The sequence below is a fragment of the Alistipes sp. genome, from assembly GCF_048465635.1.
GTDB lineage: Bacteria > Bacteroidota > Bacteroidia > Bacteroidales > Rikenellaceae > Alistipes.
In genome coordinates, this window is the sequence record NZ_DBFWLF010000013.1 from 38754 (window position 1) to 58227 (window position 19474).

15 protein-coding genes are annotated in these 19474 nt (G+C 62.3%); 7 read left to right on the top strand and 8 right to left on the bottom strand.

Annotation, left to right across the window (positions count from 1 at the left end):
* Positions 1-39: 39 nt before the first annotated feature.
* Positions 40-2277 carry a M3 family metallopeptidase gene (locus ACMO9O_RS05095; protein WP_418982603.1) on the bottom strand — a complete coding sequence of 746 codons (2238 nt, stop codon included), beginning with the start codon at positions 2275-2277 and terminating at the stop codon, positions 40-42.
* 94 nt (positions 2278-2371) lie between these two features.
* Between ACMO9O_RS05095 and ACMO9O_RS05100 the strand changes: the two genes are divergently transcribed.
* From ACMO9O_RS05100 to ACMO9O_RS05115, 4 genes are read left to right on the top strand one after another with little or no spacing between them, the layout of a single operon-like run.
* Positions 2372-3088 (top strand): 16S rRNA (uracil(1498)-N(3))-methyltransferase, encoded by a 717-nt coding sequence (locus ACMO9O_RS05100; protein ID WP_418982604.1) that lies wholly within the window; start codon positions 2372-2374, stop codon positions 3086-3088.
* Between the two features lie 12 nt (positions 3089-3100).
* Positions 3101-3676, top strand: coding sequence for a chromate transporter (locus tag ACMO9O_RS05105; protein WP_418982606.1), 576 nt, complete (start codon positions 3101-3103; stop codon positions 3674-3676).
* Between the two features lie 2 nt (positions 3677-3678).
* Positions 3679-4254, top strand: coding sequence for a chromate transporter (locus tag ACMO9O_RS05110; RefSeq protein WP_418982607.1), 576 nt, complete (start codon positions 3679-3681; stop codon positions 4252-4254).
* 10 nt (positions 4255-4264) lie between these two features.
* Positions 4265-4954 (top strand): hypothetical protein, encoded by a 690-nt coding sequence (locus ACMO9O_RS05115; protein WP_418982608.1) that lies wholly within the window; start codon positions 4265-4267, stop codon positions 4952-4954.
* On the opposite strand, the gene ACMO9O_RS05120 is transcribed toward ACMO9O_RS05115, so the two are convergent.
* The 4 genes from ACMO9O_RS05120 to ACMO9O_RS05135 form a co-directional block, all read right to left on the bottom strand.
* Positions 4955-5242: a hypothetical protein gene (locus ACMO9O_RS05120; RefSeq protein WP_418982610.1), complete on the bottom strand. Its 288-nt coding sequence runs from the start codon at positions 5240-5242 to the stop codon at positions 4955-4957.
* Between the two features lie 625 nt (positions 5243-5867).
* Entirely contained in the window at positions 5868-6752 is an 885-nt protein-coding gene (locus ACMO9O_RS05125; RefSeq protein ID WP_418982611.1) for a class I SAM-dependent methyltransferase, read from the bottom strand.
* A 4-nt stretch (positions 6753-6756) separates the two neighbouring features.
* On the bottom strand, positions 6757-8586 hold the full coding sequence (locus ACMO9O_RS05130) for a peptidase U32 family protein (protein WP_418982612.1): 1830 nt from the start codon (positions 8584-8586) through the stop codon (positions 6757-6759).
* Between the two features lie 113 nt (positions 8587-8699).
* Positions 8700-9161, bottom strand: a complete 462-nt coding sequence (locus ACMO9O_RS05135; RefSeq protein ID WP_418982613.1) for a hypothetical protein — start codon at positions 9159-9161, stop codon at positions 8700-8702.
* Between the two features lie 369 nt (positions 9162-9530).
* Here ACMO9O_RS05135 and serS point away from each other — a divergent pair, with 369 nt between their 5' ends.
* Positions 9531-10802 carry a serine--tRNA ligase gene (gene serS, locus ACMO9O_RS05140; RefSeq protein ID WP_418982614.1) on the top strand — a complete coding sequence of 424 codons (1272 nt, stop codon included), beginning with the start codon at positions 9531-9533 and terminating at the stop codon, positions 10800-10802.
* 110 nt (positions 10803-10912) lie between these two features.
* Complete coding sequence (locus ACMO9O_RS05145) at positions 10913-11080, top strand: DUF362 domain-containing protein (protein ID WP_418982615.1); 168 nt, start codon at positions 10913-10915, stop codon at positions 11078-11080.
* A 102-nt stretch (positions 11081-11182) separates the two neighbouring features.
* Here the strand turns inward: ACMO9O_RS05145 and ACMO9O_RS05150 are convergent, their stop codons facing one another.
* The 3 genes from ACMO9O_RS05150 to ACMO9O_RS05160 form a co-directional block, all read right to left on the bottom strand.
* Complete coding sequence (locus ACMO9O_RS05150; protein ID WP_418982617.1) at positions 11183-13606, bottom strand: hypothetical protein; 2424 nt, start codon at positions 13604-13606, stop codon at positions 11183-11185.
* A gap of 563 nt (positions 13607-14169) precedes the next feature.
* Positions 14170-16581, bottom strand: coding sequence for a hypothetical protein (locus tag ACMO9O_RS05155; protein WP_418982619.1), 2412 nt, complete (start codon positions 16579-16581; stop codon positions 14170-14172).
* A 296-nt stretch (positions 16582-16877) separates the two neighbouring features.
* Positions 16878-18251: an exo-beta-N-acetylmuramidase NamZ domain-containing protein gene (locus ACMO9O_RS05160; RefSeq protein WP_418982620.1), complete on the bottom strand. Its 1374-nt coding sequence runs from the start codon at positions 18249-18251 to the stop codon at positions 16878-16880.
* A 58-nt stretch (positions 18252-18309) separates the two neighbouring features.
* Here ACMO9O_RS05160 and ACMO9O_RS05165 point away from each other — a divergent pair, with 58 nt between their 5' ends.
* Positions 18310-19125 carry a hypothetical protein gene (locus tag ACMO9O_RS05165; RefSeq protein ID WP_418982622.1) on the top strand — a complete coding sequence of 272 codons (816 nt, stop codon included), beginning with the start codon at positions 18310-18312 and terminating at the stop codon, positions 19123-19125.
* The last annotated feature ends 349 nt before the right edge of the window (positions 19126-19474 follow it).

Genomic DNA, 19474 nt, shown 5'->3' on the forward strand with positions numbered 1-19474 from the left:
TGGTTTCTTCATCGAATTTCGGGTCGGCGTCGGGGAGGGTCATTGCTCCCGGACGGCCTGAATGGGGGTCAGCTCCTTCGCGTCGGCGGGCGCGTTCTCCGGGCCGTCGGGTGCGCCGGGCTGCGTCTCCACCCCGGACTGCGCCTCTTCGGCCGCGTCCTCGTCGGGACCGTTCCAGAGGCCGCGGCTGCGGAGCATCGCCCGCTTGTCGGGCTCCTTGCCGCGGAAAGCGCGGTAGAGCGACATGCCGTCCTCCGAGCCGCCGCGGGCGAGCAGTTTGCGGCGGAAGTCGCCGGCGACCTTGCGGTTGAACAGGTCGCCGCTCTCGCGGAACGCCTCGAAAGCGTCCTTGTCCAGCACCTCGGCCCACGTATAGAAGTAGTAGCCCGCCGAGTAGCCACCGTTGAAGATGTGGGCGAAATAGGGGTAGCGGTAGCGCGGTTCGATCTGCGGAATCAGCCCGCGGCGTTCGCTCAGCGCGTTGCGCTCGAAAGCCATCGGGTCGAACGGCTCGTACTCGGTGATCGAGTGGATGTCCATGTCGGAGAGCGACGCGGCGATCAGCTCCGTGGTGGCGAAGCCCTGGTTGAAGAGCGCGCTGCGGCGCAGCTTGTCGACCAGATGCTGGGGAATCACCTCGCCCGTGCGGTAGTGCACGGCGTAGTGCTTGAGCATTTCGGGTTCGAACGCCCAGTTCTCCATCACCTGCGACGGCAGCTCCACGAAATCGCCCTCGACCTCCGTCAGACCGCGGTACTTCACGTCGTGGAAGAGGAAGTGCAGCGCGTGGCCGAACTCGTGGAAGAGCGTTTCGGCCTCGTCGAGCGTCAGCAGCGCAGGCGTACCCGTGGTCGGACGCGTGAAGTTGGCGACGATCGACACCACGGGAGCCACGCGCTCACCGTCCTTGTAGGTCTGTTCGACGTAGTTGCCGCACCACGCCCCCTGCCCCTTTCCGGCGCGCGGGAAGAAGTCGAAATAGAGGACCCCCAGGTGCGATTCGTCGGCATCGAGCACCTCGTAGGCCGTCGCCTCGGGGTGGTAGAGCGGCACGGAGACGGGGCGGAACGTGATGCCGTAGAGGCGGTTGGCCAGGAAGAAGATGCCGCCCTGCACGTTCTCCAGCGCGAAGTAGGGACGCAGCATCTCCTCGTCGAGCGCATAGTTCTGCTTGCGCAGCTTCTCGGCGTAGTACCACCAGTCCCACGACTCGAACTCCCCGTCGGGCACGTCTTTGCGGAAGAGCGGTTCCATCTCCGCCAGCTCGCCCTTGGCACGCTCCAGCGCAGGGGTCCAGATCTCGTCCAGCAGGCCGTACACGGCTTCGGGCGTACGGGCCATCTCGTCGGCCACGACGTAAGCGGCGTAAGAGGGATAGCCCAAAAGGTGGGCCTTCTCCGTGCGCAGGCGGATGAAGTCGTTGATGAGCTGCTTGTTGTCGTACTCGTTATCGTTGTTGCCGCGGTTGAGGTAGGCCTTGTAGAGTTTCTCGCGCAGCTCGCGCTTCGAGGAGTAGGTCAGGAAAGGAATCAGGCTCGGCTTATGGAGCGTGAAAGCGAAACTGTCCTTCTTGCCCAGCTCCTGCGCCTTTTCGCGGGCCTGGTCGCGGACGCCCGACGGCAAGCCGTCCAGCTCGTCCGCACCCAGAAAGAGCACATAGGCGTTGTTCTCGGCCAGGATGTTGTTGCCGAACTTCACGGCGGCCAGCGACAACTCCTCATTGATCGCTTTCAGGCGGGCTTTCTGCTCCCCGTCGAGCAGCGCTCCGGCGCGCACGAAACTGTCGTAGGTCTTCTGCAGCAGGCGCGTCTGCTCGGCGTCCAGCTCCTCCGCGGCGCGGTTGTCGTAGACCCGCTTCACCTTTTCGAAGAGCTTTTCGTTGAGCCGGATTTTGTCCGCATGGGCCGCCAGCAGGGGCATCACCTGCTCCTGCAGGGCCTGCATCTGCTCGTTGGTGTCCGCGTCGCACAACATGCCGAAGACGAGCGACACCTGCGCGAGCATCTGTCCCGAGTTGTCGTAGGCGAGAATGACGTTCTCGAAAGTCGGTTCGTCGTTGTTCGAGGTGATGGCGTCGATCTCGGCCTCGTGCAGCGACATGGCGCGCTCGAAAGCCGGCAGGTAGTGTTCCGGCCGGATACGGTCGAAGGGCGGCACACCGTAGGGCGTGTCCCACTCCGAGAAGAAGGGATTTTCTCCGCTTTTGCGGTCGGAGCCGCACGAAGAGAGGGTCATAAGCAAAACAAGTGTAGACAATAAACCAACGGTTCGTTTCATGGGGTTCGTATTTTTTTATGTAACTTTGTCCGCGTTACGGCTGCGGGCCGACGCCGCGGCAAGTCAAGTGCAAAGTTAATAAATAATTACCGGTATGCAACTCTTTTACGCTCCCGATCTGACCCCGCCCCGGCATACGCTCGGGGAGGAGGAGTCGAAGCACTGCATCCGCGTGCTGCGCCTCGGGGAGGGAGATTCCCTGCATATAACCGACGGACGGGGCAATTTATTTTATTGCCGCATCGAAACGGCCGATCCGCGCCGCTGCACGGTGCGCGTCGAGCGCGTCGAGCGCGCGTGGGAGAAGCTCCCCTACCGGCTGGTGATGGCCGTGGCCCCGACCAAGAACGCCGACCGCTTCGAGTGGTTTCTGGAAAAGGCCACCGAGGTGGGCGTCAGCGAGATCATCCCGCTCGAGAGCGAACACAGCGAGCGGCGCACGTTCAAGCCCGAGCGGGGCGACAAGGTCATCACCGCGGCCCTCAAACAGTCGCTCAAGGCGTACCGCCCCGTGCTGCATCCGCTCACCCCGCTGCGCGAGGCGGCGGCGATGCCGTTCGAAGGGCGCAAACTGATCGCCCACTGCGACGCGGCGCGGAGCGCGACGGGGAAGGAGCATCTGGCCCGAACGTTGCAGCCGGGCGAAGCGGCCCTCGTGCTGATCGGCCCGGAGGGTGATTTCTCACCCGCGGAGATCGACTTCGCCCTCGCCCACGGCTTCGAGGAGATCACCCTCGGCCCCCAGCGGCTGCGCACCGAGACTGCGGCGGTCGCCGCAACGGTCATGGTCTCCGTCCTCAATCAACCTTAACCGACACGCACCATGCAGCGGCTTCGCACCATCTTCATCTCGTTTTTCAAGATCGGCCTCTTCACCTTCGGGGGCGGCTACGCCATGCTGCCGCTCATCGAGCAGGAGCTGATCGTCAAACGCAAGTGGATCGCACAGAAGGAGTTTCTGGACCTGCTGACCCTTGCGCAGTCGGTTCCCGGCCCCATCGCGGTCAACACGTCGGTCTTCGTGGGCTACAAGATCCGCGGCCTGAAGGGCGCTGCGGCGGCCCTGCTGGGTACGGTGCTGCCCTCGTTCGTCATCATCCTCGCCATCGCGCTCTTCTTCGCCGACATCCGTCACAATCCGGTGGTCGACGCGGCGTTCAAGGGGATGCGTCCGGCGGTCGTGGCGCTGATCATCGGCCCGGTGCTCTCGCTGGCGCGCGGACTGCACTGGACGCTGTACGCCGTGATTGCGCTCTCGGCGCTGGCGATCTGGCGCTGGGGCCTGTCGCCGATCTACGTGCTGGTGGCCGCAGCCGGGCTGGGCATCGTCTGGGAGTTATGGATCGTCCGCCTGCTGCCTAAAAAGCCGGGGAGCGGCGCAAAACCTCAAAACGACTGACCATGTACCTGCTCTGGCAACTCTTCATCAGCTACCTCAAGATCGGATTCTTCGGGTTCGGCGGCGGCTACGCCATGCTCTCGCTCATCCAGAACGAGGTGGTCGTGCAGCATCAGTGGATGACAAATGCCCAGTTCGCCGACATTGTGGCCATCTCGCAGATCACGCCCGGCCCCATCGCCATCAACTCGGCCACCTACGTGGGCTATACGGTCGGCCTGCAGGCGGGGCACGCCTGGTGCGGCATCGTCGGCTCGATTGTGGCCACCTTCGCCGTATGCCTCCCCTCGCTGACGCTGATGATCCTCGTGGCACGCTTCTTTATGCGTCTCCAGCACAACCGGCTGGTCGAGGGGGCCATGCTGGGCATGCGCCCCGTGGTGATTGGCATGATCGCCGCCGCGGCGCTGCTGCTGATCTTCCCCCACAGCGACGCTCCGGGCGATCAGAACTTCATCGACGCCTGGAGCTGGGTGCTCTTCGGCGGGGTGCTCGTCGGCTCGTGGCGCAAGGTGAACCCCATCCTGCTGATCGTCCTCTCGGCCGCGGCGGGGATTGTGATTTACGACATCTTCTGACCCGGGAACCATGAAGAGATCCTTCAAAAAGCAGTTGAAGAAGTGGAATATCGGCGAATACGTTCGGCAGTTCTCGATCGTTACGGGCGGCGTGCTGCTGACCCTGTGGCTCTCGTCGCTGATCACCGCCTCGTCCAAGCAGCGCGAGGTGCGGCAGGCCATGCAGTTAGTGGCGCTCGAATTGCGTAATAATGTAGGGGTAATCCACGACTATGAATGGCTCTACACAGACGAAAAAAGGATTGCACGACTGATGCGGGAAAGAAATTTTTCGCTAAAGGGATTGCCGGCCGACACGATGGAGGTATATTGGCGGCGTCTTACCAACGGTATGGGAAAGCCGTTCCGTTTTCTAACCGATGCGTTGGAAATGTTCAAAACCACGGGCATCGCCGCCGAGATAACGGATAAACGCATCGTCATCGAATTGTTACGTACCTATAACGTAATCAAGGCGTTTGACAATTCCATGGACCTCTATTACAAGCAACGGTCGGAGGCGCTGTTGCCGTTCACGATGGGTCCCGGGAACCTTTTCGGCTACGGTGAATTGAAAGACACATTCGTCGAACTACTCGCTACCAATTCCATGCAGGGATGGATTTCCGCCATTCCGCACGCATTCAATGCGGACTTTTTCAGTCACAACTCGGAGCGCATCGAAGCGATGATCGCCGAACTGGAGAAACGCTACCGCTGATCAGAGCGCCGCGATCGCCGCACCGCCCGCCAACAGGAGGACGAGGAAGATCGCCAGGAATATCAGTCCCAGCACGGCCAGCAGCGTTCCGACGCAGCCCCAGCGGCGGTCTTCGCCCGGCAGCTGCTCGGACAACAGCACCACGATCAGCCCGACAACGGGCGTCAGAATCAGACTAATAAGAAAGGACCAGCCGAAGCCGATGCGCCGGTGACTGCCGATGATGCCCACCAGCACAGAGAGCAGCGAACCGCTTAGCAGACCGAAAATAAGGGTAAGAAAGGTCATAATTTTTCTAAATCGATTTAAATCCGTTTCAATATTAATCGCTGGTTATTTACACCGGCCGCTGTTACCCGACGCCTATGGTTAACAAGCCCGTCCCACCACGAGGCGCGAGATGGCATACCATCCGGACAGATGCGGCTCCCGAGCCGCGCGGGCCGGTCCGGCTCGTTCTGTGTTCGACTGTCAGGTCGGCGGGCCGAAATTCGCGTCGTTTTGTTTTCGACCTTTTGGGTCGGCGGGCCGCAATCTCGACCTGTCCCGTTTCCGGCTGTCAAGCCGGGGCGGGCCGAATTCGCGTCGCTCTGTTTTCGACCTTCAGGTCGGCGGGCCGCAGCCTCCCGTAGCGGAGGCCCAACAGGATAAACGCCCCGGATGGTCATTCGTCGTACCAACATGAACACCCTTTCTACCGCAGAACCTCGCGGCGGAACCGCGTTTACAAGTCTGACCCTCCCCCGTCCCCTCCCTCGGGAGGGGCGAAGAACCTCAGGTACGAATTCAAGCCACTTGCGGCTCGTAGAGCCGGCGGGCCGCAGCCTCCGGCAGCGGAGGCCCGCGTATCGCGTTCCTCCGCAGGCTGCCGCCCGAGAGGATTTAAACCAAACCAGCAGTAGAGGCCCGCTTTTTACCGGCTGAACCGGTAGTAAGTCCCCAACGGCAGCTCCTTTCCGGCGCGGTCGGTGAAGCACAATTCGCCCCATTGTTCCTGGCGGGGCGCGCCGAACGCCTGCCGCACGGCCGTGCGGGCCAGCGTCGAGGAGAGCCCCATCGAATAGAGGTTCAGCACCAGGAACGCGTCGTTCGGCTCCAACAACTGCGCACAGCAGGCGAGCATCTCGCAGAGGTTGTCCTCCAGAATCCACTTTTCACCGTCGGCCCCGCGCCCGTAGGCAGGCGGATCGAGCACGATCCCGTGGTAGCGATTGCCGCGCCGCACCTCGCGCCGGACGAACCGGAGCGCATCCTCGACGATCCACCGCACCCCGCCCAGCCCGCTCGCCTCCATATTCTCACGCGCCCACGTGACGACCTGCTTCACCGAATCGACGTGCGTCACCTCGGCCCCGGCAGCCCGTGCGGCGAGCGTCGCTCCGCCCGTATAGGCGAAGAGGTTCAGCACCCGCGGCGCCGTTCCCCCGTCCCGCAGCGCCCGGCAGCGGTCGAAGATGAAATCCCAGTTGGCGGCCTGCTCGGGGAAAAGCCCCACATGCTTGAACGAGGTAAGTCCCAGCCGCATGCGCAGCCGCATCGCGCCCCTCACATACTCCACCGTCCAGCGCTCGGGCGTTCCCGGCCGCAGCCGCCACTCGCCCCGCTCGTCGCTGCGCGCATCGCGCAGGAACGAGGCATGAGCCTTCCTGCACCACTCCTCCTCCGACAGCGACCGCCGCCAGAGCGCCTGCGGCTCGGGCCGGCGCGTAACGTAGGGTCCGAAGCGTTCGAGCTTCTCGAAATCGCCCGTGTCGATCAGTTCGTAATCCCGGAAATCGGGGGTCAGCTGTTCCTGCATGTTATTAAGGGTTTGCGTGTTCGTTCTCAGTACTGTCCACCAGCGCCATCTCGCAGCGCGCGCAGTCGAAATCCAGCCGATAGCGGTGGCCGCCGCGGGCGAGGTAGAGCGGCCCGCGCAGTTTCGACCCTTCGCGCAGGCACTCCCCGATTTCGCGGCGCAGGCAGTAGGCCGAGCGCATCACGCAGCGGCCCGCCGTCGTGAGAGCCAGATCCAGCCCCCGTTCGATTTCGACGACGCCGTGGTCGCGGTAAAATGCCTCCGCAAGGCGGTTGGTGACGTTGTGACAGGCATCCAGCCGCTTCGCGGGATACTCCGCTGCGGGGTTCTCGGGCAGAATGCGATGCGGAAGAGGCCGCTCGAAACGCGCCTGCAACAACCGCTCCAGCCCTTCGCGCCGCAGCTCGGCCACGAGCGAAACCGGCACGAAAAGCTCCCCGCCGCGCACCGTCACCCCGCCTACGGCGAAGATCGTGTCGCCGCTGCGGGCCGCCTGCGTGCGGATCGCCGCCGCATTGGCCTCCGGATTGCGGGCCGTCTCGAAGCGGCCAAGGCGTTCCGCGGCGGCGCTGACGCCCTCGCAGTCGGTATATTCGATGCGTACGCGCTCCCCGTCGACCGCAACCGCAGCCGTCGCGGGAATCACCCGCCGCGTGCGGCTGCGCTCGAGCGCGAGGTTGAAACGGTGGTCGTAGTTGCGGTAAATCTCCCGGCCGGGGGCAATACCCTCCATCCGGTTAGGGATGACCTGCGCGCCCGAGACGCTGTTTACGTTCGTGCCGAGCAGACCGCTCTCCGTCACGAAGCAGATGCCGTCGCCCGGAGCCAGCTCCGCCGCACCCCGCTCCAGAGAGAAACCGCGACCCTCGATCCGCGCGACGCGGCCCACGCGCTCGCCCACCGACTTGGGGGTGTCGAACGACGCCACGCCGGCCCGCCGGCCGTCGAAGAAATAGGTCGTCTCGCCGCGCGTGAAGCTCTTGGCCGGGTCGGGCACGAAGTCGGGCACGCTCTGCCCGACCGACGCGCGGCGCAGACCGGGCCGCGTCACGAGCGCCTCGTCCACCGCCCGGCGGTAGCAAGCCACCACGTTGCGGATATAGCCCGTATCTTTGAGCCGCCCCTCGATCTTGAACGAGGTGACGCCCGCGTCCATCAGCTCGCCCAGACGCTCCGAGAGGTTCAGGTCGCGCACCGACAGCAGATGTTTGCCTCCGATCAGCACGCGGCCCCGGTCATCCGTCAAATCCCACGTCTGGCGGCAAGGCTGGCTGCAATCACCCCGGTTGCCGCTGCGCCGCGACATCGAGCGCGAGAGGAAGCAGCGGCCGCTGTACCCCACGCAGATCGCCCCGTGGACGAAGCACTCGACCTCGGCCGTCGTCGCGGCGCAGACGGCCCGAATCTCTTCGAGCGACAACGCCCGTTCCAAAATGATGCGCGCGAAACCCGCCTCCGCCAGAAAACGCGCCTCCGCGGGCGTGCGGTTGCACACCTGCGTCGAGGCGTGCAGCTCGACGGGCAGATTCATGCGCCGCAGGGCCATGTCCTGCACGATCAGCGCATCGACCCCGACGGCGATCAGCTCGCGGGCCGTCCGTTCTGCCTCGCGCAGCTCCTCGTCCCACAACAGGGTGTTGAGCGTGGCGTGTACCCGGACGCCGTAGCGGTGGGCATACTCGACGACCCGGGCGATCTCCTCCGCGGCATTGCCCGCAGCCTGCCGCGCCCCGAACCGCGCGCCGCCGATGTAGACGGCATCCGCACCGAAATCCACGGCAGCGACCGCAGCGGCGTAGTCTTTGGCAGGGGCAAGCAGTTCGACGGGTTTCATCGGCAAAGGCAGTTTGGCACAAAGTTACGAAAAAAAGGGATTTTCCCGCCCGCAGGACAAAAACAACCGGGCCCCGCCCGAAAAGCGGAGCCCAGAAAACAGGTGCGAGGCGGTTATTGCTGGTAGACGTATTCTTTGGAAGTCGTTCGACTTGTTCTCTTCACACTTCCGTCTTCGTTGTAAGACGTAGTTATGGTTACTCCCGTCCGATAATCTCCTGCCGAAGAATACGTATAACTGTATTCTGTAACAAGAGAAAGATAGTAATTTCCGGAGGAGGCTGATTTTAGATAATCCGTTCGCTTTCGATACACCTCCCAGCCCTTGTCATTATACTTATAATCAAAACGAAGATCAATATGCCCATCCTCATCGTACACCTCCCAAGCGGAGAGTTTAGGAAATTCCCAGTTGCTGATTTCGCGGCCGCCGCCGGTCGTTCCGCCGCTCCCGCCGGGGGTCTGGGTCCCTTCGGGGGCCACGCTCTCCTTGTCACCGCCGCAGGCGTTGATCGTCACGCTGAGCAGCAGGCCCAATACGAAGGCCGCTGCCAGATAGCTCAGTTTTTTCATCATAAAAATAGGTTTTGCGCCCGGTCCCCTGAGCTGTGTTCAGTTCTAAGAAAAAGGCGCGGGACCGAACTCCCGTCGGCCAATGAGGTCTTCGACTACCCGGCTGCCAACGAAGTCAAGCCCACGCGCGAACGTGAGCGTCTCCGCTTTTCCGGCAGCCGTTGAAAGTGTCGAAGTTCCATTGGCCGGACGAAAGCTAACGCTTTTTCCTCTTGTCCCCGCGCCCGCGGCGCAGGTTCTTCGGACAAATATAGGGTTTTTCGCGCGCATTGTCAAAACCCGGGGCGAAATTATGCGGACGGGGCACACACTTTCCCGCATTTTTTGTAATTTTGCCGTCCGGGATACGAACACTGAAAATCACACGATACCATGCTTACACTGAAGCAAATCCGCGACGACCGGCAGGCCGCCGCACGCAAGTTGGCCAAAAAGGGCGTCGACGCAGCTCCCGTCCTCGAAAAGATCATCGCGCTGGACGACCGCCGCAAGGCCCTCCAGACCGAGCTGGACTCGACCCTCTCGGCGCAGAACCGCGCCGCCAAGGAGATCGGCGCGCTCATGGGGCAGGGCCGCCGCGACCAGGCGGAGGAGCGCAAGCGCTTCGTGGCCGACCTCAAGGAGCGCTCCGCGCGCCTCGAAGCCGAGTCGCGCGCCGTGCAGGAGGAGCTGCAGGCCGCGCTGGTCACGCTGCCCAACTTCCCCGCCGACATCGTGCCCGAGGGGCGCACGGCCGAGGACAACCTGGTGGTCAAACTCGTCGAGACCTACACCCCCCTGCCCGAAAATCCGCTGCCCCATTGGGAGCTGGCCCGCAAATACGACATCATCGACTTCGACCTGGGCGTAAAGCTCACCGGAGCCGGATTCCCCGTCTACAAAGGCAAAGGCGCCCGGTTGCAGCGCGCGCTGATCAACTACTTCCTCGACTGCAACACCCGCGCGGGCTACCTCGAAGTGGAGCCGCCGGTGCTGGTCAACGAGGCGTCGGGCTTCGGCACGGGGCAGCTGCCCGACAAGGAGGGGCAGATGTACCACGCCACGGCCGATAACTTCTACCTGGTTCCCACCGCGGAGGTTCCCGTGACGAACATCTTCCGCGACGTGATCCTCGACGAGCAGGATTTCCCGGTCCGCATGACCGCCTACACCCCCTGTTTCCGCCGCGAGGCGGGATCCTACGGCAAGGACGTGCGCGGCCTGAACCGCCTGCACCAGTTCGACAAGGTGGAGATCGTCCAGCTCTCGCTGCCGGAGCGCTCCTACGAGGCGCTCGACGGCATGGTGGCCCACGTCGAGGGGATCGTCCGCTCGCTGGGGCTTCCCTACCGCATCCTGCGGCTCTGCGGCGGCGACATGTCGTTCACCTCGGCGCTGACCTACGATTTCGAGGTCTACTCCGAGGCGCAGAAACGGTGGCTGGAGGTCTCCTCGGTCTCGAACTTCGAAGCGTTCCAGGCCAACCGTCTGAAGCTCCGCTACCGCGACGCACAGAAGAAAATCCAGCTGGCCCACACGCTCAACGGCTCGTCGCTGGCCCTGCCGCGCATCGTGGCGGCGCTGCTGGAGAACAACCAGACCCCCGAGGGGATTCGCATTCCCGAGGTGTTGATTCCCTACACCGGGTTTGATATTATCAAATAAGTTTTCTATATTTGCCTGAACAAACCCCGCCCGACGGACCACCCCTGCCCCTGCGGCTGGATCGGCCATCCGGCCGGGAACGAACACACAAACTTTAAATTCATTCAACAATGGCTTACAAAATCACTGATTCCTGCGTTGCCTGCGGTTCCTGCATCGGCGAATGCCCGGTAGAGGCTATCTCGGCCGGCGACATCTATGTCATCGACCCCGACAAGTGCATCGACTGCGGAACCTGCGCAGGCGTTTGCCCGAGCGAAGCGATCGTCGCCGAGTAATTGCGGTTGCGAAAGCGATAAAAAGCGCCCCGAACGTAAAGTTCGGGGCGCTTTTTATACCTGAAGAAACGGCGTCCCTGCGAAAGGGCCGCCGTAACTTCCCTATCGGCGCGGGGTGCGGACCGCACTGCGGCGGGGCAGCTGCACCGCTGACCGCACGGACGAAAGCGCTGCGGAACCCGATACCTCGAGCTGCTGCCGGGCCTCGGCCTCGACGGCCTCGACGCGAACGGCAGCCTTCAGGCCGACGCCGCGAACCGTCTTCTGCGGGGCTGCCGCCGAAACATGGGCGGCATGACGACGCAGAAGCGCATCGACATTCAGCTGCGCGCTTACGCCTCGCAACGGACGCAGAATCTTCGGCGCGAAGTCGTGGCCGAAGTCGTAGCGGCCGAAGAGCTTCGGCACAGAGGCTCCGCCCGCCGCCGCTTCCGTGGTGAACGACTCGCCGAGCACCGGCGTATCGACCACGTTGCCCTCGACGTCGACGCAGACGGCATAGGGGATGTAGACCGTCGCGGGATTGAGCGAGTTGTAGTCATAGGTCGCCCCCGAGTACCATGCACCCAGCCCGGCGATAACCTGCCGCGGCGTAAAGGCGGCGGAGTAATATTCGAACTCATCGGCAATGTAGGCTGAAATGCCCGCAGGCGTTCCGCCCAACTCGGCATAGTCGGCCTCAGAGAGCACATCCCACATATAGATCACCGGCTCTTTCGAAGCGTTCGCCGTCAGCGAAGCTTCGATGTCGGTCAGATTCTCGACTTCGAACGAGAAGGCCGTGCCCACCGGATCGGGACCGGCTCCCGCCTTGATCCGGGTTTTGAATACGTCCGTGGTGGCGCCCTGCTCCCCGTAGCCGAAGGCCACGATGTAGTAGTCGGCCCCGGGCATCATGGCCAGTTCGCCTCCGAAGTCGGTCGGCATCGTTTCATAGACGCCCGAGTAGGTGAGGTAGAGAATGAATCCGCTGTACATCTCCTCGTAGTAGGCGATGATCTCCGCGTCGGATTCGAGCGCGTCGATCTCGTCGGCCAGCGTGAAGGCCACCAGGTAGGTCTCGTCGTTGTTCGAGGGGGTGATCGTAGCCGTAACGCCGCCCGGAACGGGCTGGGTCTCGTCGACCGCAATGGTGAAAGTCAGATCGGAGGTCGCAGCCGATTCGGTCTTGAACTCGTAGGTCGACAGGGCCGTTGTGGCCACGCCGTCGCTGTATCCGAAGGCCAGCAGGTAATAGGAGGTGTTGGGGCTCATACTCTGCGAGCGGTATTTCTCCTCGCCCTTGCTGAGCATGCCCGCCACGCCGCCGTTGTCGGCGTACGCTGCATCGAACGCCTCGATCAGCTCGGTGAGATTCCCTTCATAACTGTCGACGATCGATTTTTTCTGAATGTCGAAAAAGTAGGTCTCATCGAGTTTGTCCGGCGTGACCGTAACCAGTGCGCTGGTGGCGGTGATCTCCGAGGCGGACAGCGTGAAGGTCATGTCCGAGGGCTGGACGGAAAGCGCCGCCGTAGTCCCTTCCAGACTTTTCACCACGCTTCGGCCGCCCGAACCGACCGTCTTGATGAGGAACGTATAAGTCGTCTCTGGATTAAGATCGATGAACGTGATCGGAAGTCCGGCTTCCGCGTTGAGCTTGGCCAGCTGCGCCTCGGTGAAGGCTTTTCCGTTGCTCGAAACGATCTGGTCAAGCGTGTAACCCTGGGCGAGCAGCGCGTCCACGTTGCTCTTCGCACCGGTCACGAAGAGACCGGAAACGGCTTCGGGCGAGCAGGCGGTGAACGTCAGGTTGGTCGCCTTGTTGGCTCCGTCCTGATCGCCCTGCGCGACGGTCACCGTGACCTCGGGAACGGGACCCGTGGCCTCCTCGGTGGTGAACTTCTCCTTCGACACTCCGGTGGTCGCGCCCTTCTGCATGTCGTATCCGAACGCATAGACGTAGTATTCCGTGCCGGGTGTCATCGGAGCGTACTCCTGGATCAGCTCGGCGGGCATTCCGTCGGGCCCCTTGCTGAGAAGGTCTTCGGTCAGGTCTTTGGTCACCAGCGCGATGAACTCTTCGTCGGTTTTCCCGTCGAAAGCCGTAACGGGTGCGAAGTTGAAGAAGTAAGTGTCGTCGTCGTTGGAGGGGGTGACGTCCAGATCGGCCGCCGTCTTGGTGATATTCGAGACCTCGAATTCGAAGGTCAGCTGAGCCGGATCGACGGAACCGGCTTCGGTCTTGAAGGCGTATTTGGCCAGCGGCGAGGTCACCACGCCCGCGGCGGTGATGCCGTAGACATAGGCGTAATAGTCGGTCGAAGGGTCCAGCAGGGTGAAAGGGACCGCTTTCGTGCCGGTTTCGATCTTGGCTTTGAGGTAGTTTTCGAGCGTGAGTTTCTCGTTTTCGGCCTGCTTCTTCAGATAAGCCAGGTCGTCGGCTAGGTAGGCCTTGTCGTCGGCGAACTTGTCGAACGTCGCCTTGTCGACCACCGAGCAGTACCACGTGGCCTGCGTGCTCTTGGCGTCGGGCGTGACGGTCACTAAGGCGCTGTTGGCCTTGACGTCCGATACCGAGACGCTAAAGGAGTATTGATCCGTCGGCGTGGGGGGGGGGAATTGGGCCGTCCGGATCGTCGCTGCTGCTGCAACCGACAATAACAGCGACAGCCGCCAATGCGGCTGATAGCGTTCGCAGGTAAAATTTCCACTTCATAGGCATAAATTTTAAATGAATGAATTCCGATCCCGTCCGGCTCTTCGCACAGAACCATCTTCGCTTTGCGGACGGGCAGCGCAACAAATATAGCCAAAATCCAGCCAGATTGTATCGTATGAATTGCAGGCCGCGGTCCCGGAGAGAGAAAGCGCGGCGGCTTCGGATAACGATTTTTTCGGCCATCGCAGCCGTTCGATTACGATTCGCAAGCGCCGCAGGGCACACTCCGACCGAAGTGTTAACAAAACGCACGACCCGTTTTCTACAAAAATTTGCGCCGGTCCGCTCCGTTCGGCCGCTCATTCGCCCCGCACCCGGTCCGGGAACGTCCCCGAACCAAAAAAACAGCGGCCCATCGTGGGCCGCTGCTCGTTACGAGGAATAGCGCTTATCGGCGCGGGGTGCGAACCGCACTCCGCTGCGGACGGTGCAGCTCGCCGACCGCCTTTTTGAGCGATACGGAAGCGGAGCCGGCCTCCAGCGCGGTGCTGATCTCGCGGAGCATGAGATGATCGACCGGACGAGCGTTCCGTACCGAACCGTTCATGACCGAAGAGAGCACCCCGAAGCTGCGGTTGAGAGCGGCGGCCGAGACGGCGCTCGCTGCCGAGGAGCGTACCGGACGCAGGTTGCCGAACTTCGATCCGGAAGCCTTGACCGAAGTGGTTCCGCCCGTCTTGCGCGTGAGCGTCATGGCCGACTTTCCGATCATATGGGCTACCCATCCCGTTGACTTTTGGCCGAGAATGGACGGATAATAGGCTGCGCCGTCGATGGTCAGCGGATTGATCGTAAGCGTGTTCTTGTCCGCGGAAACCGTTACCGGGAAGACATTGCCGTCCGCATAGTTGAAATAAGTCGATACGGGATCCAGTCCGAGTAAATAGACCTCTCCGAGGCTGCCGGTATTCCAGTTGAGGAAGTAGTTGGACTTGTCGGCGAGTACGGTTACCACGTCGCCCTCGGCGATCTCGAAGAAAATCTTGGGACCGTAGTCGAGGATGGCATCGGCCGCGGGCCAACCGGCTTCTACCAATGCGGCCGGCGTGTAGAAATTCTGGAAATAGATGGAACCGTAACCCACCAGCCAGTTTTGCGCACGATAGATTGGCTGTGTATTGTCGTCCACGCCGCCGGCGATCGTCAGGTCGAAAGTTGACTGCTCATCCTGTCCTTGGTCATCCACCGTAGTGATCGTCGCCGTCCACTCGCCGGGCAGTTCGTCGAACAGGGGCGAATTGACCGGATCCTTGGGTTTCTCGGCCAGCGTGGAGATCTTGGTAGAGGTCGTTCCGGTCGTGGCCGCTCCGTTGGCGTAGCCGAAGCAGATCACGGCATATTCCGTATTGGGCTTGAGCGTGCTGAACGAATCTTCGATAAGCCCCGTATCGCACATTTCGGAGAAATCACCGCTCGGGGGCATGTTGCCCGCAATGATCGCGGCGATCAGTTCGGCATCCCGGCCGGCATAGTTGTCGACCAGCGTCCCGCTGAAAACGCCCCAGAAGTAGGGAGCCGTCAGGTCCGAAGGCACGATGCTCACATCGAAGCCCTTGGTGGTGGCGTTGTCGGTAGTGATCGTGAACGTAAGATCGCCAACCGGGCCGCCGCCGGTCGCGGTGGTCGCGTCGGCACGCTTGACCGTGGACTTGCCGCCCTCGCCCCTGGCCTTGAAGAGGAACGAATACTCCGTTCCGGGGGTGAGCTCGATGTAGGTGATGGACTTTCCGGGCTGGACGACCAATGCGGCCAAATCTTCCGCCGACAGCGGATCGCCGTTATACGTAACAAGCTCATCGAGCGTGTTTCCCTTGGCAAGCAGCGCGTCCACGTCGCTCTTTTTAGCGGCCACGGCAAGCGCCGAAACGCTTCCGGGCGCATAGACCGTAAAGGTGAGCTTCGTGGTCGGGTTCGCACCGGAGGGATCGCCCTGCGCCGAAGTGATGGTCACCTCGGGCGCTTCGCCCGTGGCCTCTTCGGTGGTGAACTTCTCCTTCGTCAGTCCGGTGGTCGCGCCCTTCTGCATGTCGTATCCGAACGCATAGACATAGTATTCCGTGCCGGGTTCGAGATTGTTCTCATCGAAGAACTCCGTGGGGAGTCCGTCCTTTCCTTTGCTGAGGTATTCGGCTTCAAGGTCCTCGCTCACCAGCGCAATGAACTCCGCGTCGGTCTTGCCGGCGAAAGCCGTAACCGGTGCGTAATCGAAATAGTAGGTATCGTTATCGTTGGAGGGGGTGACCTGGATGTCGGCCGTGAACTTGGTGATGTTCGAGACCACGATTTCGAAGGTCAGCTGATCCGGACCGACGGAGCCGGCCTCGGTCTTGAAGGCGTATTTGGCCAGCGGCGAGGTCACCACGCCGGCGGTGGTGATGCCGTAGACATAGGCGTAATAGTCGGTCGAAGGGTCCAGCAGGGTAAAGGGGACCGCTTTCGTGCCGGTTTCGATCTTGGCTTTGAGGTAGTTCTCGAGGGTGAGCTTCTCGTTTTCGGCCTGCTTCTTCAGATAAGCCAGGTCGTCGGCCAGGTAGGCCTTGTCGTCGGCGAACTTGTCGAACGTAGCCTTGTCGACCACCGAGCAGTACCACGTGGCCTGCGTGCTCTTGGCGTCGGGCGTGACGGTCACTAAGGCGCTGTTGGCCTTAACATCTGATACCGAGACGCTAAAGGAGTATTGATCCGTCGGCGTGGGGGGGGGAATCGGGTCGTCCGGATCGTCGCTGCTGCTGCAACCTGAGGTCACGGCAAGGGCGGCCAGTGCGGTTGCAAAGGTCCACAGGTAGAATTTCCACTTCATACGCATAAGTTTTAAATGAATAAAACGATTAATCCCGACCGGCTCTCAGCTCAGAACCATCTCCGCTCTCCGGACCGGGCACTGCGTAACAAATATAACTAAAATCCAGCCAAGTTATACCGGCCTGCGTGCACGTGTCACTCTCTGTATAAAAAGCAGTTGGAATGTTTGCTTACGGTTTCGACGAAGAACGCATCCCGCCCCTTACAATCCGGAGTTGCAATATGAAATTTAATAGCGGATTGTAAACAAAAACAGGCCCGAAAAAATTTTACTATAAATTTTGCTTTTCTTCGTCAATCGCTATAAAGCAGGTATTTCCGTCTTTTTTCGCGGTAGCGGGCCACCTCGTCGGCCCAGCGGGCGCGAATCTGCGCCTCGGCAGCTCCCGCGAGAATCATTTCGCGGACGTAGCCGACGCCGACCAGCTTTTCGAACATCGGCGTGAAGAACTCTTCGCCCAGCCCCGAACTTCGGCAGGCGCCGATCACGTAGCGAAGCGTGAAGCCCGTCGCGCGGGCCTCGTCCAGCGGCATCGCGCTCAGATCGACGCCCCGGCAGCGCTGCCCCTCCAGCGGGGGATGCTTGGACCCTGCCGTCGGGCGGGGCGTGAAAACCACCGGACAGTCGCGCAGCGCGGGATGGCCGAGCGCCTCAAAAGGTTTGTCCGTGCCGCGTCCGACGCTCACGACCGTCCCCTCGAACGGGCAGAGCGCGGCGTAAAGGTAAACGGCCCGCTGCGTGGGAAGGTTGGGCGACGGGGCCACCGGGAGCAGGTATTCCGTGCGGTGGGTGTAGTTGCGGCAGGGAATCACGCGCAGATCGCACGGGGCGACCCACCCCTCGCCCACAGCCATGCGGGCGATCTCGCCCATCGTCAGCCCATGCAGCACGGGGACGGGGAGCGCCCCCACGCCCGACCGGTATTTCGGGTCCAGCACCGGACCGTCGACATGACTTCCGTTGGGGTTGGGACGGTCGAGCACGACAACCGTCTTGCCGGCGTCGGCGCAGGCTTCCATCATGCGGAGCATGGCGATATAATAGGTGTAGAAACGCAGCCCCACGTCCTGCATATCGACCACCAGCAGGTCGAACGATTGCATGGCGGCCGCCGAGGGGCGCTGCGTGTTGCCGTCGTAGAGCGAGCGGATCGGAATGCCCGTGCGCGCATCCACCGATCCCGAGACCCGTTCGCCCGCATCGGCCTCTCCGCGGAATCCGTGCTCGGGGGCGAAGATCGCCCGCACGTCGAAGCCCTTCGCATGCAGCAGATCGACCAGATGCACCCGCCCCGCGCTGTCGGCAAGGGTGTCCAGGCCCGGGAGTTCGGCGACCGAGGTGTGGTTGGCCAGCACCGCGACCCGCCGTCCGCGCAGCAGCCCGAAGTAGGCCGCCGTATCGGTCATGCCGACCAGCACCGGCTTCGGGTCGGGGTTCGGATTCGGCTCCGAGTCCGGCTCCGGTATGTTCGGGTTCGGGTTCGGGTTTGGGTCCGGCTCCGGGTTCGGATTCAGATTCAGGTTCGGCAGGTCCGCCACAACGGCGCGGGGAACGGCCGCGGCCGCAGCGGACGGTGCGGGTCCCGAGGCGGAAGCACACCCCGCAGCGGCCGGGCGGCCCGTCAGGCAGGCCGAAACGAACAGAGACAGCAAAAATATCTTCCTCATCGCAACAAATATAACGCAAAAAATTTTATCTTTGTCATAGACCCTAAAATCTCCGCCGATGAAACCGTTGTTCCCGCTCCTGTTCCTTTCGGCCCTGCTGCCGATCGCCGCTTCGGCCGATTCGCCTGCCCCGCCCGAAGCCGATTCACCCGATTCGATCCACCTGCTGCTCCGTGACTTCGAGCAGGAGTTCGCCCGCACGCAACGCACGCTGCGCAGCAACGCACCCGAGCGGCAATGCCTGGTCAGGTGCGTGTATGACATCTACCGCGAACTGAGCGACGAAGACGCCCTGCTCGCCCGCGGCATCCTCCGCAGCCGACGCACGGGCCGCTACGCTACGCCGCAGGAGCGGATTAGCTTCTACCCGCTGCCCGCGGACAGCACGCTGGAGCGGGTCGAGGCCTACCTGCTGGCGCTGGACAGCGTGCCGGGTTCGTCGACCCCCTGCCCCGAGGAGTTCCGCGAGGTCGACATGCTGCTGCAAGGGCCGCCCCGCGACCTGCGCAAATACGTCATTACCCACTTCCGGCCCGCGCTCAAAGCCCCCGCCGACAGCGTGGTCTACCTGACGCCCGTCCTGCAGGAGAAGCTGACCGCCTGCCTGCGCCTGGCCCTCGAGCAGGGGCTGCCCGAGGACGTGATCGCCCGGATCAACGCGCTGACCCCCGTCAAACGCGGCGTTTGGGGCGGCGTGCGCATCGTAAAACCGATCGTGGTGAATTACGTTTTGCTGGAGACCGGACCCGGTGCCTGCCGCGCCTACGTGAGCCTGCTCAACGACAATGCGGAGGTCTACGGCCTGCTGTTCGTGCGCGGCGAGGGTGGCTGGCAGCTGCGCACGGCCCGCCTACTCGGGCAGATCATCACCTGACACCCGATGCGATCCGAAAATTTGGTTCCGGAAAAGGTTGCCCGTATGTTGAAAAGGATGTTGTTGTTTTTCTGCCTGCTGCTCCCCGCCATCCGCGGAGAGGCTCGCTGCACCGCCGCCGGACGCAGACTCGCTCTACCGGATGTTCGTCGAATGCGGCGTGACGGAGTTGACGGAGGCGCTCGACGATCCGTCGGTCGATCTGCCTAACGACTGATTTCTGGGAAATACTCTTCCGCACGTTCGAAAACGAAACGCAATACGCGCTCAGGGAGCGGCGGTTCAAGCGCATCGCCGAGTGGATTCCGGCCGAACCCGGTCATTGGGGCGAATGTCCCCACTATCCGTT

Bases quoted from the DNA above. Each gene is read 5' to 3' on its own strand.
- ACMO9O_RS05130 (WP_418982612.1), bottom strand. From the start codon at position 8,586: ATGAAACCCGTCGAACTGCTTGCCCCTGCCAAAGACTACGCCGCTGCG.
- ACMO9O_RS05095 (WP_418982603.1), bottom strand. From the start codon at position 2,277: ATGAAACGAACCGTTGGTTTATTGTCTACACTTGTTTTGCTTATGACC.
- ACMO9O_RS05100 (WP_418982604.1), top strand. From the start codon at position 2,372: ATGCAACTCTTTTACGCTCCCGATCTGACCCCGCCCCGGCATACGCTC.
- ACMO9O_RS05145 (WP_418982615.1), top strand. From the start codon at position 10,913: ATGGCTTACAAAATCACTGATTCCTGCGTTGCCTGCGGTTCCTGCATC.
- ACMO9O_RS05120 (WP_418982610.1), bottom strand. From the start codon at position 5,242: ATGACCTTTCTTACCCTTATTTTCGGTCTGCTAAGCGGTTCGCTGCTC.
- ACMO9O_RS05110 (WP_418982607.1), top strand. From the start codon at position 3,679: ATGTACCTGCTCTGGCAACTCTTCATCAGCTACCTCAAGATCGGATTC.
- ACMO9O_RS05160 (WP_418982620.1), bottom strand. From the start codon at position 18,251: ATGAGGAAGATATTTTTGCTGTCTCTGTTCGTTTCGGCCTGCCTGACG.
- ACMO9O_RS05155 (WP_418982619.1), bottom strand. From the start codon at position 16,581: ATGAAGTGGAAATTCTACCTGTGGACCTTTGCAACCGCACTGGCCGCC.
- ACMO9O_RS05125 (WP_418982611.1), bottom strand. From the start codon at position 6,752: ATGCAGGAACAGCTGACCCCCGATTTCCGGGATTACGAACTGATCGAC.
- serS (WP_418982614.1), top strand. From the start codon at position 9,531: ATGCTTACACTGAAGCAAATCCGCGACGACCGGCAGGCCGCCGCACGC.
- ACMO9O_RS05115 (WP_418982608.1), top strand. From the start codon at position 4,265: ATGAAGAGATCCTTCAAAAAGCAGTTGAAGAAGTGGAATATCGGCGAA.
- ACMO9O_RS05165 (WP_418982622.1), top strand. From the start codon at position 18,310: ATGAAACCGTTGTTCCCGCTCCTGTTCCTTTCGGCCCTGCTGCCGATC.
- ACMO9O_RS05105 (WP_418982606.1), top strand. From the start codon at position 3,101: ATGCAGCGGCTTCGCACCATCTTCATCTCGTTTTTCAAGATCGGCCTC.
- ACMO9O_RS05135 (WP_418982613.1), bottom strand. From the start codon at position 9,161: ATGATGAAAAAACTGAGCTATCTGGCAGCGGCCTTCGTATTGGGCCTG.